We start from the raw sequence: 14968 nt of genomic DNA on the forward strand, positions 1-14968 counted from the left end.
TGGGCGCAGAAGCTGCGGATCGTCCTCATCCATGCCCATAATCCCTATGGGTTTTCGTGGGACAGTCGCTTCAACGAAGACAATATCGACCTTAATCGCAATTATCTTAAAAGCTTTGAGCCGCCTCTTCCAGCCAATCCCCATTATGACCTTTTGGCACCCTGGGCGGCACCTGCTTCGCGCGATGAGGCGACCATGCAAGAAGCACAAGGCAAATTGCTCGCCTTTGCAAGCGAGCATGGCTTCCCCGCCTTGCAAGCGGCCTTGACGGGCGGCCAGTATAATCATCCCAAAGGGGTCTATTATGGCGGTATTGCGCCTTCCTGGTCGAACCAAACCATCCACAAATTGCTGGCGGCCCATTGCGTCGGCCTCAAACAAGTCGTGACCATCGACATGCATACAGGGCTTGGCCCATTTGGCGTGGGTGAGATCATTACCGAGGCTGCCCCTTCCAGTGATCATTACCAGCGCCAAGCCGCTATTTGGGGCGATGAAATCCGCTCTACCAAGGATGGAAGCTCGGTTTCGGCAGATTTGTTCGGCACGATGGATGCAGCCTTGGTCCGCGCACTAGAGCCGTCATGGTGTGCCTGTATCGCCATCGAATTTGGTACTGTCGACACCATGAGCGTATTTTTGGCCACCCAAGCCGCTTGCTGGTTACATTGCTATGGTGACCCCTCTGGCCCTGAAGCGTGCCAAATCCAAGCCGATAGCCGTGCGGCCTTTTATCCAGAAACCGACGAATGGAAGACTATGGTGTGGACGCGCAGCTTGGATGTCATCGGACGGGCAGCGGCCTATTTGGCTTGATCTTCCTGCGGCAGCTTTAGGGTCGGCTGCTTGGGTGACAACAGAAGCGAGATCAGAATGAGACCAATCGTCGCGAGGATCACGCCACTCCAATAGCCGGCGGACTGGAATTGGTCATAGAGCGAACCTGCAGCAATGCTGGCTAGCCCCATCGTGGGTGACATGATGATGGCAGAACCCAATTGCTGACCCGTTGCGCGCTGGGCCATGGGAATTTCAGCCTCAATCAAGCGCATAAAGCCCATATGGGTCGCAGCAAAAGTCAAAGCATGCAGCGCTTGCAGCAGGAAGGTGACGCCCAAGTCTGGGGTTTGGGCGAAAGCAGCCCAGCGTATGATACTGGCGATCCCGCCCCACAGGATCAAAGTCTCTGGCCGAAAATGATTTAGGCGGCTTGCCAGAAGGGCGAAAAAGGCAATCTCCACAATCACCCCAAAGGCCCAGAGCATCCCGACTTGCGAGCCGGAAAAGCCTTGTTCCAGCCACAGCTTGCTGGAGAAGCCATAGTAAAAGGCATGGGCGGCTTGAATAAAGCTGGCCGCTAGGACGGCTAAGAAAAATGTCCGCCGTTTAAAGAGAGCAAAACTGTCTTTCAAACGCGTGCTTAGGGGCGTCACAACAGGTTCGGCAATTGGCTCTGGATGCAGCCAAAAGCCACAGGCCACGGTGGCAACACAGGCAATGATGAACCACGCATAGACAGATTCAACGCCAAAGGCCTGAATGGTGGCCCCTGCCCCCAAATTGGCCAGAACAAAGGCGGCTGATGCGGCAGCACGCGCGCGCCCGTAAGGCCATCGGCGCGATTGGGAGGTCACACGCATGACGCCTGCTTCGGCAAAGGGCATCAAGCATTGAAACATGACCCCGGTAGCAAAACAGGCCAAAGCAATCGGCCAAAACACACCCAAGAATGGAAAGCTAAGGTATCCGACCGCAAGGGCCGCAGAAAACACAATCAGCGGGGTGCGTCGATCCCGGCGGCCTTCAGCCCACGCAGCGGCCAAGGGCCCGACCAAGATCCGTCCAAAACTGGATGAAGCCAGAATGACCCCGATTTGCGCCCCACTGAGGCCCTTGGTGGTTGCCAACCAGACCGGCAAATAGGGCATGATGGCCCCCAATGCGACATGGGCCAACATCATAAACAAAGTCATGCGTGCAATGGATGGCATAGAAAGGGCTTAGAGTGCTACGCGACACTGTCGCAAGCCCCTTCCCGCCGCTTTTTACCGCGCTTGCGCTCCGTTTACCGGCATGAGCCGCACCAATTGGCCATTGCGCTGGCCCTTATCGCGAAAGTTCCGCATGGCGGTGGTCAAGACATAGATATAGCCGTCTGGGCCTTGGCGCACATCGCGAACCCGCACATCGCCCAGATCAATCCGCTCTTGGCCAACAACTTTCCCGGCTTTGTCCAAGTCAACGCGGATCAAGGCCCCGCGTCCTTGATCCAGGCGCAAGCCACCAGCCAAGAGATCACCGTCCCAACCACGATATTGCGTGCTGCGAACCACCGCGAGACCGGAAGGAGCAATAGCGGGCGACCACACGGCGAGCGGGTCAACCATGCCTGGACCGCTTTGGTTCGGGGAAATCGGCGTTCGGGCTGCGCCATATTCCACCCCATAGGTGACTTTAGGCCAGCCATAATTCTGGCCAGATTGGATCAGGTTCAACTCATCCCCGCCCTGACTGCCATGTTCGGTTGCATAGATGCGCCCTGAAACCGGATCGCGCACAAGACCTTGGGCGTTGCGATGGCCATAGGAGTAAATCTCAGGCCGTGCCCCTGGTGTGTTTACAAACGGATTGTCCTTCGGGATGCTGCCATCATCCTTGATGCGCACAATCTTGCCCAAATGGCTTCCCAGATTCTGGGCCTGATTGCGGATGAAGCTGCCATCCACGGAAGTAGGCGGGTTACCGCCATCGCCAATGCTGATCAGTAAAGTCTGGTCGGGAAGCCAGGTAAAGCGCGAGCCATAATGCTGAAAGCGCGGCTTGGCTGGGGTGACTTCAAAGATGGTTTGCACGTCCGTCAAGGCGCGGCCTTCCAATTTAGCGCGCACGATGCGTGTGCGGTTTGCCGCCTCATCGCCGACAGAGAAGCTCAGATAAATCAGTTTGTTGCGGGAAAAATTTGGATGCAAGGTCACGTCCATCAAGCCGCCTTGACCACCCGCCGTAACCGCCGGCACGCCCGTGATTTCTTGGGCTTCTAAGCTCCAGCTTGCGCCTGCCTTCACATAGCGTAGCTTGCCCAAAAGCTCCGTCACCAACAGGTCGCCATTGGGCAAGAAAGCCATGCCCCAGGGTGCTTCCAAATCTGCCACCATGGTTTGAGGCGTAACCGTCGTGGCCGCAGGCAGATTCAAGGCCTGGGTCACAGGGGTTGGCCCGGGTACAATTGCGGACGGCGCACTGGCTGGGGCCTGCGCCAAAGCAGGAGCTGTGACACTGGCCATCACGAGGGTTGCGCCCAACAGAGCCAAACCAGACGTACGAACCACCATTGAAATCTTCCTTCTATCGCCACATCAGCCTGCACAGAGGCCAAGAAAAAGGGGCAAAGCCGAACCCGACTTTGCCCCCGTGATCTAGCTTGACGCGGCTGGCGAACCTAGGCCTGACGCGACCTAGAACCAGTCACATTATGGTCATCGACCAGCCTATTTGGCTTTCAACTCTGCCACCAAACGGTCTGCCTTATAGACTTTGGTCAAGGCTTCGGTGATGGCAGCCGTGGTTACTGAGACGGTCCGGTTCAACCGCCCATCATAGGCATAATTGCCGCCGAGTGAGTGGATGTTTCCGTCAAATGCGGCACCGACAACGCGTCCTTGCCGATCAATCAGAGGCGAACCAGAATTACCGCCAATAATGTCGTTGGTGGTGGAGATATTGAAGGGTGTAGCCAAGTTCAAGTTTGGCTTTGCTGCCAACCAAGAGGGCGCGGCAACAAACGGGAATTCGCCGGTTGCACGCTCAAAATAGCCACCAATCGTGGTTGTCGACGGCACTGTGACACCCGCATAAGTCCAGCCCTTTACAACACCATAGGACAGGCGCAGCGTGAAGGTGGCGTCTGGATAGACATCATTGCCATAAACCGCAAAGCGCGCCTTGGCGATCTTTTCTGCCGCTTGCGACAAGGGGCCATTCACCTCTTGGTTCATGCGAACCGACAAAGCTCGCGCATCGGCCTCGGCGCGGCGCGCCAGAACAATGAGAGGGTCGGTTGAAGCATCAATGGCGGCCTTACCCCCCTTGATCAAAGCTTCCCGGACCGCTTTATCGTCGAGCTTTGTGCCAGCGATCCCGCGTGCCGCAATCCCTTCAGGGCTTTCCGCACCCAAGAGGCGCTTGATCGACGGATTATCGGCCGTCAAATACTCACGCGCTTTCGACAACCACAATTCCAAACCAATAACTTCCAAATCCTTGTAGATTGGCGCTTCAGTCAGGATTTGCTTTTCCATTTGCGCAATCGCGCCATCGGAAAAGCCCGGTAGGCGCTCAGCCAAAGGTTTGGCCCGCTCATTGGCCATGCGGACCAGGGCGCGCGCCGAGCCATACAGGCTGGAGATCGAGCCTGCGCGAGCTTCTAGGAACTCATGCTCCCAGAACAAATCTTGTTGCTTAGCAACAGCCGCATCAATCTGGGCCCATGGGTCGCCAATTTCTGCCAGAAGCTTGGGATTGGCACGCACTTTGGCCTTTAATTCGGCCTCTTCCCGCTCCTTAATGGCAAAGAATTCCGGGTCCATCAGGGCGCGTTGCTGGCCATATTGGGCCTTGTAGCTGTTTTCCACGCCAAACAATAATTCTTCGGCCGAACGCTTGGCCTCATCGCTCTTGGTACGATATTCGATCAGGCGACCCCGCAATTCTGAGCGCACCAATTGTCGCGTATGCAAGCGCAGGTCACGCTCAAACTTCAATTGGGTTGTGGTGCGCAGACGTTCGGTTGAGCCGGGATTACCCGCAACGAAAACAATGTCGCCATCCTTTGGGGTTTCGGTGGTCCATTGCAAATGCGTTGGGGTTTTCACAGGTGCGCCATTCTCATAGGCCCGCAAGAATCCGCCATCCAAATTATAGCGTGGGAAGTTGAAATTATCTGGGTCGCCGCCAAAGAAGCCGATGGCATTTTCGGGCGAGAAGACGAGGCGCACATCCTTATAGGTGCGGTATTTATAGATTTTGTATTGCCCGCCGCGGAATAAGGAAATCATGTCACAGCGGAACAATTCCTTATCGTCATTCTTGCAGGCTTCTTCTTCCAACTTGGCAATGGCGACGCTGCGGGCTTGGGCAACTTTGCTGGCCTCAACACCAGCAGTGGCTGCTTTCACCTTGGCCGTGTTGTCGATAATGCTGACCAAGACTTCAGCCTCAAGACCGGGGCAAGTCTTTTCGTCGGTCAAGGTCGCTGCCAAGAAGCCATTGAGGCCATAATTCTTTTCCGCGCTCGACAAATCGGCAACACAACTCGACACACAATGCCAATTGGTCAGGATCAAACCACTATCGGAGACAAAACTGGCCGAACAGCCCGACGATAAACGCACAGCCGATTGTTGGACCTTGTTCAGCCACGCCTGATCGGGGGCGAAACCATGGGCTGCCTTCATTTTTGCAGCGGGAAACGCATCAAATGTCCACATGCCTTCATCGGCGTAAGCGGGGCCAGAAAAGGCTAAAGTAGCTAGGCTAACTGCGAGCAAAAATTTCGAGTGCATCGAGATCGTGTCCTAAACGGGTGCAGCGTACCATACGCTTACCCAGCTAACCTGTTACCGCGTTCAATCCGATCACAAAAGCCGATTGAGCCTGTTCTGGACAGAAAATTACACTCTGCCCCATGTCAGTTTCCCTTGACGCGAGCGGAAGTGGTGGGCATGGCAATGCGCAAATTCCTTATAAGCCAACATGCTCAGGAGACGTTCACATGTCAGATATTCGCTTTGACGGCCAAGTCGCCATCGTAACAGGTGCCGGTGGTGGCTTGGGCAAGCAACATGCCCTCGAACTGGCCCGCCGGGGTGCTAAAGTTGTCGTCAATGATCTGGGCGGCGCAATGGACGGAACCGGCGGAAATTCGGCCGCAGCCGAAGCCGTTGTCGCAGAAATTCAGGCCTTTGGCGGTGAAGCCATCGCCAATGGTGCCTCGGTGACAGACGATGCTGGCGTGGCCAATATGGTTGCCCAAGTCATGGAAAAGTGGGGCCGCATCGACATCCTGATCGCGAACGCCGGTATTTTGCGCGACAAAAGCTTCTCGAAGATGGAAATCGCCGATTTTGAGGTCGTGATGAATGTCCATCTGATGGGCACCGTAAAGCCTGTGAAGGCCATGTGGGAAATCATGAAGGCGCAAAACTATGGCCGCATCGTGGTCACCACTTCATCGAGCGGCATGTACGGCAATTTCGGCCAAACCAATTATGGCGCAGCCAAGCTTGCCCTTTATGGCTTCATGAACACGCTGAAGCTGGAAGGCGCCAAAAACAATATCAAGGTCAATGCGATCAGCCCTGTGGCTGCAACCCGTATGACCGAAAACCTGATGCCACCACAAATGCTTGATTTGCTGAAGCCAGAATATGTCACCCCCGGCGTCATGTATCTGGTCAGCGAAGATGCGCCAACGGGCACCGTCCTCTCGGCAGGTGCTGGTGTCTTTGCGGTTGCTAAAATCTATGAGACCGACGGCATCTGCTTAAAGGGCGATGGCATCACCGCTGAAGAAGTGCGCGACAATTGGGATAAGATTTGCGACCCAGCCGGTCACGAAGCCTATGAGCAAGGCGGCGGCCAAACCGGTAAATTCATGCGCAAGCTGTCTGGCGGCTGAGCCGAACTAGACGGCAAGCCCAAAATCTAATCAAACATGCTGCCGACCCGCGCCACCCCTCTCAAGGCGCGGGCGGCTTTTATTTTGTCGATATAGGCTTCCATGCGGTGGTCCTCTAAGAGGCGCGGATTGCCAAAAATGAATGAGACGATGCCCACGATCGTATGGAAGATTTTGACGAAGGGGCTGCGGTCGCGCCGCATGATCGGCTTGCCCGAAGCCGTTAAAAGGCGCGGATCGCCTGTATGGCGATAGGGTGAAAACAGCGGTGGTGGCAAAGTGGTTACAAGATCCCAGCCATTCACAAACCGATAGTGCGGGCACACAACCAAACGGTCAAAGGATAGATCGCCCACGCGTGGTGCCCCAAATGTATAGCAGGCCGCAAGATTATCTCGCTCCAATTGGGTCGAGGCAATTTGTGCCAAAGCCCCGCCCAAACTATGCCCTGTCAGATAAAGCCCCTTATCTTTCGGGACATGAGAATTGACGTCTGCCAAAAGCTGGGCCCCAATCCGATCATAGGCTTTCTTAAAGCCCTTATGAATTTCCACGCTACCCAAACGTGTCTCAACCGAGACAGATTCGCTCATCAAATTGGTCTTCCAATCCACATAGGAATCGGTGCCCCGAAACGCGACGACCGCAAAGTCATCGGTACGGGCTAGGAAGGCTTGACTGCCTTCTTGGTCATAGAAAGCTAGAAGCTTAAACTGACCTAAATTCAATTGTTTGGATAATTCTTCTAAATCTGTCTCATAAGACAAAAGGGCCAATTTGGCCATGAGTTCAGCCGTGCGCTCTGAAAAGGCAGCCCGCCAAGTCGGCAGGTCCTTGGCCTCTTGCGGACCGATAAAAATGGGGGGCTCGGTGGGATGTGCTTGCGTGTCCATACACCAAGCATAACCTACTTTAGGTTTATTTGTATAGATGCCCCTCAGAGCACAAGGGGCTTAGCGCACCCAAGCTCTAAGGGGCTTAAAGGGGTTTAGAGGCCCAACACCATTTTGGCCATGATGTTACGCTGAATCTCGTTAGACCCCGCATAGATGGAGGTCTTGCGATAATTGAAATAGGATGGGGCCACAGCCACCGCATAGTCTGGCACCGGGAATGGGTCGTTGGAACGCCCATCCAATATGCCCCAGCTATCTGCAACAAACGGAATGCCCGACACACCAACCGCTTCCAAGGCCAGCTCTGAGATGGCTTGCTGCATCTCGCTGCCTTTGCACTTCAGCATAGAGGAAGCAGCCCCGACCGATTTGCCCGAAGAAAGGCCTGAGAAAATCTTCAGCTCGGTCGCATCAAGCGCATTGATCTGGATTTCCAGCTCAGCAATTTTGCGACCAAAATCTGGGTCTTCCAACAGGGCCCGTTCGCCCATTTGTTCAACCGATGCGATGCGCTTGACCTTTTTGAGGGCGTTTTTCAGCCCGGGTGCATAGGCATTGCCGCGCTCAAACTCCAAGAGATATTTGGCATAGGTCCAGCCCTTGCCCTCTTCCCCAATCAGATTCTCGGCAGGCACAAACACGTCTTCATAAAAGACCTGATTGATTTCCTGCTGGCCTTCGATTGGGCCATCCAAGGTCGGCAAGGGGCGGATGCTTATGCCCGGCGTTTTCATGTCGACAAGGATAAAGCTGATGCCGTTTTGGTTTTTCGCCTCTTGGCTGGTGCGCACCAGATTGAACATCCAGTCGGCCCATTGGGCTTGGGTTGTCCAAATCTTAGAACCATTGAGGATATAGCCCTCAACGCCATCACGCACCGTCTTTTCGGCCTTCATTTGCAGGCTGGCGAGGTCCGAACCTGAACCGGGCTCAGAATAGCCCTGACACCACCAGATGTCCGAGTTCAGAATCTTCGGCAAATGCTGGGCTTTTTGTTTGTCATTGCCAAAGGCCATGATGACTGGGGCCACCATTTTTAGGCCCATCGGCGATGGCGTCGGACAGCCAGCCGCCGAGACTTCCATATTGAAGATATAGCGTTGGCTGGGAGTCCAGCCCGGTCCGCCATGTTCAACCGGCCAATCAGGGGCAGCCCAGCCGCGTGCAGCCAGCTTCTTTTGCCACTCAACTTGGCCTTCCTTGTCCAGATAGCCATTCTTCGACAGGGCCATTTTCGCGCGCAAGGCGGGGGTATAATTCTCGGCAATCCAAGCACGAACTTCAGCTTGGAAGGCGAGGTCTTCTGCAGTGAATGCTAAATCCATCGCGACTTATCCTAGAATACGGCTGGGCCTTGGGTCAGCTTTGGCGGGGCGGCAAGGAAACCACCGATTTTAGAGACCAATTCAGCCATATGTTCGGTCTTGCCATGTGCATCTAGGGCGGCTTGGTCGGCATAAAGTTCCAGCATGAAATAGTCGTTTTCAGCCTTAGCGCTTTTGCACAATTGATAGACGGTGGCACCGGGCTCTTTGGCTTTCACCGTGGTGACAAACTCGGTCAACAAGGCTTCAAATTCAGCATTCTTGCCGGGTTGAATGGTGAATTGTGCGCAGATTCCGATCATCTGGTTTTCTCCCTAACGTCTTGAGTTGGTTTTCTTGTTGCTGTGGTTTTGGTTATAGGTGGTTTGAAGCGTGATGGAAGGGCAAAGCTGTCGCGAACTGCTCAGCCCAGCCCTAAGCATTTATAGGTCTCAGCAACCAGTCCGCCGCCGCGCGGATCGCCTGCCAAATTGGGGGCCATGAGGTTCATGGCATAGGCCACGCCAAGCTTGTTAACCGGATCGGCAAAGCCAAAACTACCACCCCAGCCCGAATGTCCAAAACTGGTATCAAAGGGGCCGTAAAGTCCGCGCGTTGACAGGATGACGCCGGCAGCCCAACGCACCCAAACGCCCAAGACTTTGTCCTTACTCGCGCGGCGTTCAGCCACCATCCGATCAATGCCTTCGGGCGAGATGATCCGTGCGCCTTCTAAGTCTCCGCCCCGCGCTAAGGCCCCATACACGCGGGCAATCCCGCGCGCATTGGCGCTACCCCCGGCGGCACCATTTCCGGCGGCCATCCAATCTGGTCGATTGGCTTCAAGAGGGCTCATACGTGGGCTGCCCATGGCTGATTTCATCACTGGATCGGTCGCAGGTGGGCTTGCAGCCATCATCGGAGCCCAGGGCGCAACAATAGGGGCGCGACGATGATGCTGGTCATAGGGAAGACCAATCCAGACATCGGCCTTTAGCGGCTTTGCGACCTCATCGGCAAAAAACGCCACCAAGGAACGGCCATCTGTCCGCCGCAATAAGGCATCTACCCAGTGACCAAAGATCCCGGCATTATAGGCGTTAGCGGAGCCTGGCGGAAACAAGGGGGCTTGCGCGGCCAGTCGCGCCGAAAAAGCTTGAATATCAAGAAGCTCTTCCGTGGTTGCAGGGGTATCAGCGCCTTGAATACCACTGGCATGGCTCAGCAAGGTTTCAACCGTGATCGCCTCTTTGCCATTGACCGCAAACTCAGGCCAATAGGTGGCGACCGGTGCCTGATAGTCAATCAATCCGCGCTCAACGGCGATCGCAATGCTTAGCGCGGCCATGCCCTTTGTCGTTGACCACACATTGAAAAGATCATCCGGCCCCAAAGGTTCTGTCCGATCTTCGTCGCGCACCCCACCATAAAGGTCGATGATGGTTTCGCCGTCCTGGATAACGCTGAAGGTTGCGCCCAACTCTTCGCCACTGGCCAAATTTTGCGCAAATACATCGCGAACGGATTCAAAGCCTTGTGCGACATATCCGTGGACTATCGGTGCCTGTGACATCGCCTTCTCCCCTATTTCATGCGCTCTTTAGGGCGCTTTTGGCGCCTCCTTGCGACAGGCAGTCACAAAGGCGGGCAGTATCTGGTCACGATCCACCGGCTGGGCACGATAGTCAACGTCACCCGACGTCAAGGTAAAGTCGCTTGCGGCCAGAATGGTTTCGGCGACACCCATATCGGCTAAGGCAATTTTACCCTCAACTAATTTGCGGTCGGCTTCCCGTACGCCGCCTTGGCGACGGACTTCTTGGAACACAATGCGGCCAGCCTTGGTCTTCAACACCAGATCTGGCTGAGCAGAAGGTGCCGAAAACACATGCGCGCGCAGCGTGATGCGCTGTTGATCATCGCACCACAAAACTAAGTCTGGCGCGGCACCCGGCCGCGACAAAAAGGCTGCTGCCCCAGACGCCTGCGCCACCAAGCGCCATGAGAGCGGCCCCTCAGTTCCAACGCGGTCGCGCGGATTTTGGTCCCGATCACCCGGATCGCAGGCACCAAGCACGCAGGCGAGCAAACAGAAAGCTAAACGTTTCATTGGCCGGTAAAGTTGGGGCTACGCTTTTCCAAAATCGCATCCACGCCCTCTTCATGGTCAGCCGTGTGATGCATCAAGCCTTGGGAGGCCGCGGATAATTCCATAATGGTGTCGAAGGTTGCAGTTTGGCCTTGGCGCATCAGGGCTTTGGTAACCCGCAAGGCATGGGGTGGCTGTAGGGCGATTTTTTCAGCCATGGCGCGCGCTTCTGCCATCAAGACATCAGCCTCAACCACGCGCGAGACAAAGCCGAACTCGCGCGCGGTCTGCGCATCGACGACATCGCCAGTAAACAAAAGCTCACACGCCCGGCTCCACCCCACGATGCGCGGCGTCAACCAAGCCCCACCATCGCCCGGGATCAGGCCAAGCTTTAGAAAGGTCACGCCAAATTTTGCCCCACTGGCGGCCAAACGTATATCGCCCATACAGGCAACATCGCAGCCAAGCCCGATAGCAGGGCCGTTTATGGCGCTAACCAAGGGTACTTCCAAATTCCACAACGCCTTGATGATTTTATGGATATTGCCGCGATAGGCTTCGCGAATTTCAGCAGGACTGCCGCCAAAGGCCCCGGTTCGGTCCTTCATGGCTTTCACATCACCACCGGCAGAAAAGGCCCTACCCTCGCCTGTTAGAATGGCTGCGCGGATGGCGCGATCCGCATTAATGTCTGCGCAAATGGCTTGAAACACATCGCCGTCGCCAGGCTGGCCCAGGGCATTCATTGCTTCAGGGCGGGTGATGGTGATGGTCGCAATTGCCCCATCCTTTTCCAGTTTCGCTACGGCCATGGGAACCTCCAAATCAGTGCGCCAGCCCTAAAGCGGTAACGCCCTATTGGCAATCATGGCCCGCCACACACACAGAAATTTGCGTGCCTCACCCCTCAAATAATCACAAGAACGTGAACAGAAAAAGAACCAACCGGTAAGACAAACTTTAGATAATTGCGAGAAATCCCCCGCTTCCTTCCAGTACAGTTCGGGGGTTGCTGATGATCAACTACTTTGTGAAGCACGCGCCAGTTGCTCAGAAAATCAAGATTGCATTTGGTATCCTCATTGCCTTGGTCACTGTAGCTTGCGCAGTTTTGGCGTGGGAATCCAAAAGAGTTGAAGCTTTAGCAAGCGAATACCGCCAAATTGCGCGACAGACGGCATCTGTGGGGGCGGCTGCTGAACAATTTCAAATGATGCGCGTCCATGCGATCAAATACGAAGGAAGCGGCGACCCTGCTGAGATAAATGCGATGCAAGGGATTGCTGTGGAACTGGCTGAGTTGCTCACGAAAGCAAAAGAAGCGGCCGTTGACCCCAAGATTAAGGCAAAGCTCGATGAAGCTTCTGCGAAAATTGCCCAATATCGTGCGGTAGCTGAACGGGTGCAGACCGATCCTAGCGCATCAGCCCAGCGCAATGAATTGGGTGCCTCTATTTCGGCTATCACCGCGGCGATGACGACGGAGTCGCGCGCGCGTCAGGATGAGATCGGCCCAGAAATGAGCCAGCTTCTAACCCAAAGCACGCACATGGCCTTTGGCATGATTGGCGTCATCATCCTTGTTGGTGGCGGATTTGCGATGGTCTTATCCAATGTCATTGCCACGCCCTTGATCAAGACCACTGCCTTGATGGACGATCTCGCCAAAGGCAACATTGACATAGTTGTCGATAATCAAGGCCGCCGCGATTGCGTTGGACGTATGCAGTCAGCCTTGCAGGTATTTGTTCAAAACGCCCAAGAAGTGCGCAGGCTCGAAATCGCTACGAAGGATAAGGATAGAGAGCTGCAAGAAAGCAAGCGCGCCGCGATGAACGCCCTCGCCGACAGCTTTGAAGCCAGCGTTGCCCAAGTTGTGGACACGGTTTCATCGGCTGCGACCGAGCTGGAAGCGACATCTGAAACCCTGACGCGCACGGCGCATGATACGTCAGTCCATTCTGACTCGGTCGCGCGCACCGCCACGATTTCGGCTTCGAATGTCCAGTCTGTTGCCTCTGCATCGGAAGAAATGTCGGCTTCAATCTCAGAAATCGCCCATCAGGTTCAGGTTGCTGCCAAGATTGCGCAGGACGCCGAGCGTAAAGCCTCTGAAACCAACACAACTGTGGTTGCCCTGTCTGAGGCTGCAGGCAAGATTGGCGCGGTGGTGAGTTTGATTTCCGATATTGCAAGTCAAACCAATCTCTTGGCCCTCAATGCGACCATTGAGGCTGCGCGAGCTGGGGAAGCCGGCAAGGGCTTTGCCGTTGTGGCTTCCGAAGTCAAAAGCTTGGCAGAGCAAACAGCCAAAGCAACCGATGAGATCAGCAATCAAATTGGCGGGGTTCAAAGCGCAACCCAATTGGCAGTAAGTGCCATTGAAGGGATCGCCAGCACAATCTCTGAAATCAATGAGATTTCGGCGACAATCGCAGCCTCTGTTGAACAACAAATGGTTGCGGTGCAGGAAATCACGCAAAGTACCTCCAGTGTCGCAACCGCAACCAGTGAGGTCAGCCAAGCCATTGGGCTGGTGCAGCAAGGCTCAACTGAAACCGGGGCTGCGGCAGAGCAAAGTTTGGCAGCAGCCCGGGAACTTGGCATGCAAGCGGTCAGTCTAAAGCGTGCAGTCGGACAGTTTTTAGATGAGGTCCGTGCGGCGTAGACGCCCTGACCATCTGACCACCCGATCTGATAAGGCCGCCTCATCAGGGGCGGCCTTTTTGGTTACCTGATTGACCCTTCAGGCGGACTCGCGCTCTAGCAGACGCACCACATAAGGATCGATCCGATGCGCCGCCCCAATTTGCCCGTGATTTTGTTCAGCTTCAGTGCTTTTTGCGGCAGCATGCTCGCTTTGCCTGCTCAGGCCCAAATCAGCGAAGTGCGCGGGGCCATTATGGCGCATAATGTTGAGACCAATGTCTCTAAAAATGCCGGTAAAGAAGATGGGCCCGACGTTCAGGTTGAAGTCTTGTGGAACAGCCCCGACTGGCTGAAATTCGCCTTTTCGCCGCGCCCTGGGGTCGTTGCGTCGCTGAATACGCAAGGCGAGACCAGCTTTGCAGGCGTTGGGCTGGATTGGACTTTTCCCGTCAGCAAGAACATCACCATTGATCCCTACTTGGGCTATGTGATCCATAATGGTGATCCTTTGGACAACCCCTATGCTCCATCTGACAGCGTGCGGCGCGCCAAGTTTAATGCCGAGGAATTGGCCTTGGGGTCTCGCGATCTTTTCCGCTTGGGTGTTGCGGTTGGTTATCGCCATAATGAGACCTGGACCAGCTATTTGGTCTATGAGCATTTAAGCCATGGCCATATTTTGGGCGGCTCTAAGAACCAAGGGCTCGACAATGTTGGCATTCGTCTTGGGCGCAATTTCTAAGCGGGCTTGGCTGCCCTCTGACCAATCATGAGCCATAAACCTCCAGCGCTGCTCGCTTAACGTGGCCTGCCACCCACGACAGCAAGGGGTCATGCCCGCTGGTTTGTGACATCACCAGAACAAGGCCGAGGGATCGGTTTTCAAGTGGCGGATCGCGCAGGATCAAGTCAAACTGATCGGCAAAGCGCGATGCAAAAGCCCGCGACACCGTCGTGACCGCATCTGTTGCTGAAACAGCGGCAAGGGCTGCTAAGAAATGCGAGGTGGACCATAGGATGCGCCGTTGGATCCCATGCACGGCGAGCACAGCCTCTAAGTCATTCACCCCATCATTGAGAAGCCGGATCAAGATATGGGGAACCCGCCCATAATCGGCCAGCGACCAATCATGGTGTGCCAAGGGATGATTGCGCCGCATCACCAAAGCCAATTCATCTTGGGCTAAATAGAGGCTTTTCGCCCCTGTCGGCAGTGGCGAACTATCTAAGGCAAACGCAAAATCTAAATCGCCCGAAGCCATACGGGCCAAAAGATCGGGACCATAGGGTTCACAACTAAGGTCGAGGCCCGGTGCCTCGTGGGCTAAATTCTGCAACAGGGTCGGGAAAA

Annotated in this window: 14 protein-coding genes; 4 read left to right on the forward strand and 10 right to left on the reverse strand. The window is 55.2% G+C overall.

Annotated features, from left to right (window positions below; genetic code table 11):
- Positions 1-816 (forward strand): DUF2817 domain-containing protein (locus IOB61_RS03995; protein ID WP_290812514.1); only part of this gene is annotated, 816 nt, incomplete at its 5' end.
- Here IOB61_RS03995 and IOB61_RS04000 read toward each other — a convergent pair.
- From IOB61_RS04000 to IOB61_RS04010, 3 genes are all read right to left on the reverse strand, one after another.
- Positions 804-1991, reverse strand: a complete 1188-nt coding sequence (locus IOB61_RS04000; protein ID WP_290812517.1) for an MFS transporter — start codon at positions 1989-1991, stop codon at positions 804-806. The two genes, IOB61_RS03995 and IOB61_RS04000, sit on opposite strands and share 13 nt — an antisense overlap.
- A gap of 54 nt (positions 1992-2045) precedes the next feature.
- Positions 2046-3332, reverse strand: a complete 1287-nt coding sequence (locus IOB61_RS04005; RefSeq protein ID WP_290812520.1) for a PQQ-dependent sugar dehydrogenase — start codon at positions 3330-3332, stop codon at positions 2046-2048.
- Between the two features lie 156 nt (positions 3333-3488).
- Complete coding sequence (locus IOB61_RS04010) at positions 3489-5561, reverse strand: S46 family peptidase (protein WP_290812523.1); 2073 nt, start codon at positions 5559-5561, stop codon at positions 3489-3491.
- A 209-nt stretch (positions 5562-5770) separates the two neighbouring features.
- Here IOB61_RS04010 and IOB61_RS04015 point away from each other — a divergent pair, with 209 nt between their 5' ends.
- Positions 5771-6676 (forward strand): SDR family NAD(P)-dependent oxidoreductase, encoded by a 906-nt coding sequence (locus IOB61_RS04015; RefSeq protein WP_290812526.1) that lies wholly within the window; start codon positions 5771-5773, stop codon positions 6674-6676.
- 26 nt (positions 6677-6702) lie between these two features.
- Here the strand turns inward: IOB61_RS04015 and IOB61_RS04020 are convergent, their stop codons facing one another.
- From IOB61_RS04020 to IOB61_RS04045, 6 genes are all read right to left on the reverse strand, one after another.
- Positions 6703-7569 carry an Mbeg1-like protein gene (locus IOB61_RS04020; RefSeq protein ID WP_290812529.1) on the reverse strand — a complete coding sequence of 289 codons (867 nt, stop codon included), beginning with the start codon at positions 7567-7569 and terminating at the stop codon, positions 6703-6705.
- A gap of 95 nt (positions 7570-7664) precedes the next feature.
- Complete coding sequence (locus IOB61_RS04025; RefSeq protein ID WP_290812532.1) at positions 7665-8897, reverse strand: acyl-CoA dehydrogenase family protein; 1233 nt, start codon at positions 8895-8897, stop codon at positions 7665-7667.
- Positions 8898-8908: 11 nt separating this feature from the next.
- On the reverse strand, positions 8909-9199 hold the full coding sequence (locus IOB61_RS04030; protein WP_290812535.1) for a putative quinol monooxygenase: 291 nt from the start codon (positions 9197-9199) through the stop codon (positions 8909-8911).
- A gap of 101 nt (positions 9200-9300) precedes the next feature.
- Positions 9301-10449 (reverse strand): serine hydrolase domain-containing protein, encoded by a 1149-nt coding sequence (locus tag IOB61_RS04035; protein WP_290812538.1) that lies wholly within the window; start codon positions 10447-10449, stop codon positions 9301-9303.
- Positions 10450-10476: 27 nt separating this feature from the next.
- Complete coding sequence (locus IOB61_RS04040) at positions 10477-10986, reverse strand: hypothetical protein (RefSeq protein ID WP_290812541.1); 510 nt, start codon at positions 10984-10986, stop codon at positions 10477-10479.
- The gene (locus IOB61_RS04045; protein ID WP_290812579.1) at positions 10983-11780 is read right to left on the reverse strand and encodes a crotonase/enoyl-CoA hydratase family protein; all 798 of its coding nucleotides are present in this window, start codon (positions 11778-11780) and stop codon (positions 10983-10985) included. Before IOB61_RS04045 ends, IOB61_RS04040 begins: the two co-directional genes overlap by 4 nt.
- A gap of 203 nt (positions 11781-11983) precedes the next feature.
- On the opposite strand from IOB61_RS04045, the gene IOB61_RS04050 reads away from it, so the two are divergent.
- Both IOB61_RS04050 and IOB61_RS04055 read left to right on the forward strand, forming a co-directional pair.
- Positions 11984-13636 carry a methyl-accepting chemotaxis protein gene (locus IOB61_RS04050; RefSeq protein WP_290812582.1) on the forward strand — a complete coding sequence of 551 codons (1653 nt, stop codon included), beginning with the start codon at positions 11984-11986 and terminating at the stop codon, positions 13634-13636.
- 126 nt (positions 13637-13762) lie between these two features.
- Complete coding sequence (locus IOB61_RS04055; RefSeq protein ID WP_290812585.1) at positions 13763-14359, forward strand: acyloxyacyl hydrolase; 597 nt, start codon at positions 13763-13765, stop codon at positions 14357-14359.
- 25 nt (positions 14360-14384) lie between these two features.
- On the opposite strand, the gene IOB61_RS04060 is transcribed toward IOB61_RS04055, so the two are convergent.
- Positions 14385-14968 (reverse strand): LysR substrate-binding domain-containing protein (locus tag IOB61_RS04060; RefSeq protein ID WP_290812588.1); only part of this gene is annotated, 584 nt, incomplete at its 5' end.

Origin of the sequence: Aquidulcibacter sp., from assembly GCF_020253525.1 — a bacterium.
In the GTDB taxonomy this organism is placed as follows: Bacteria; Pseudomonadota; Alphaproteobacteria; order Caulobacterales; family Aquidulcibacteraceae; genus Aquidulcibacter.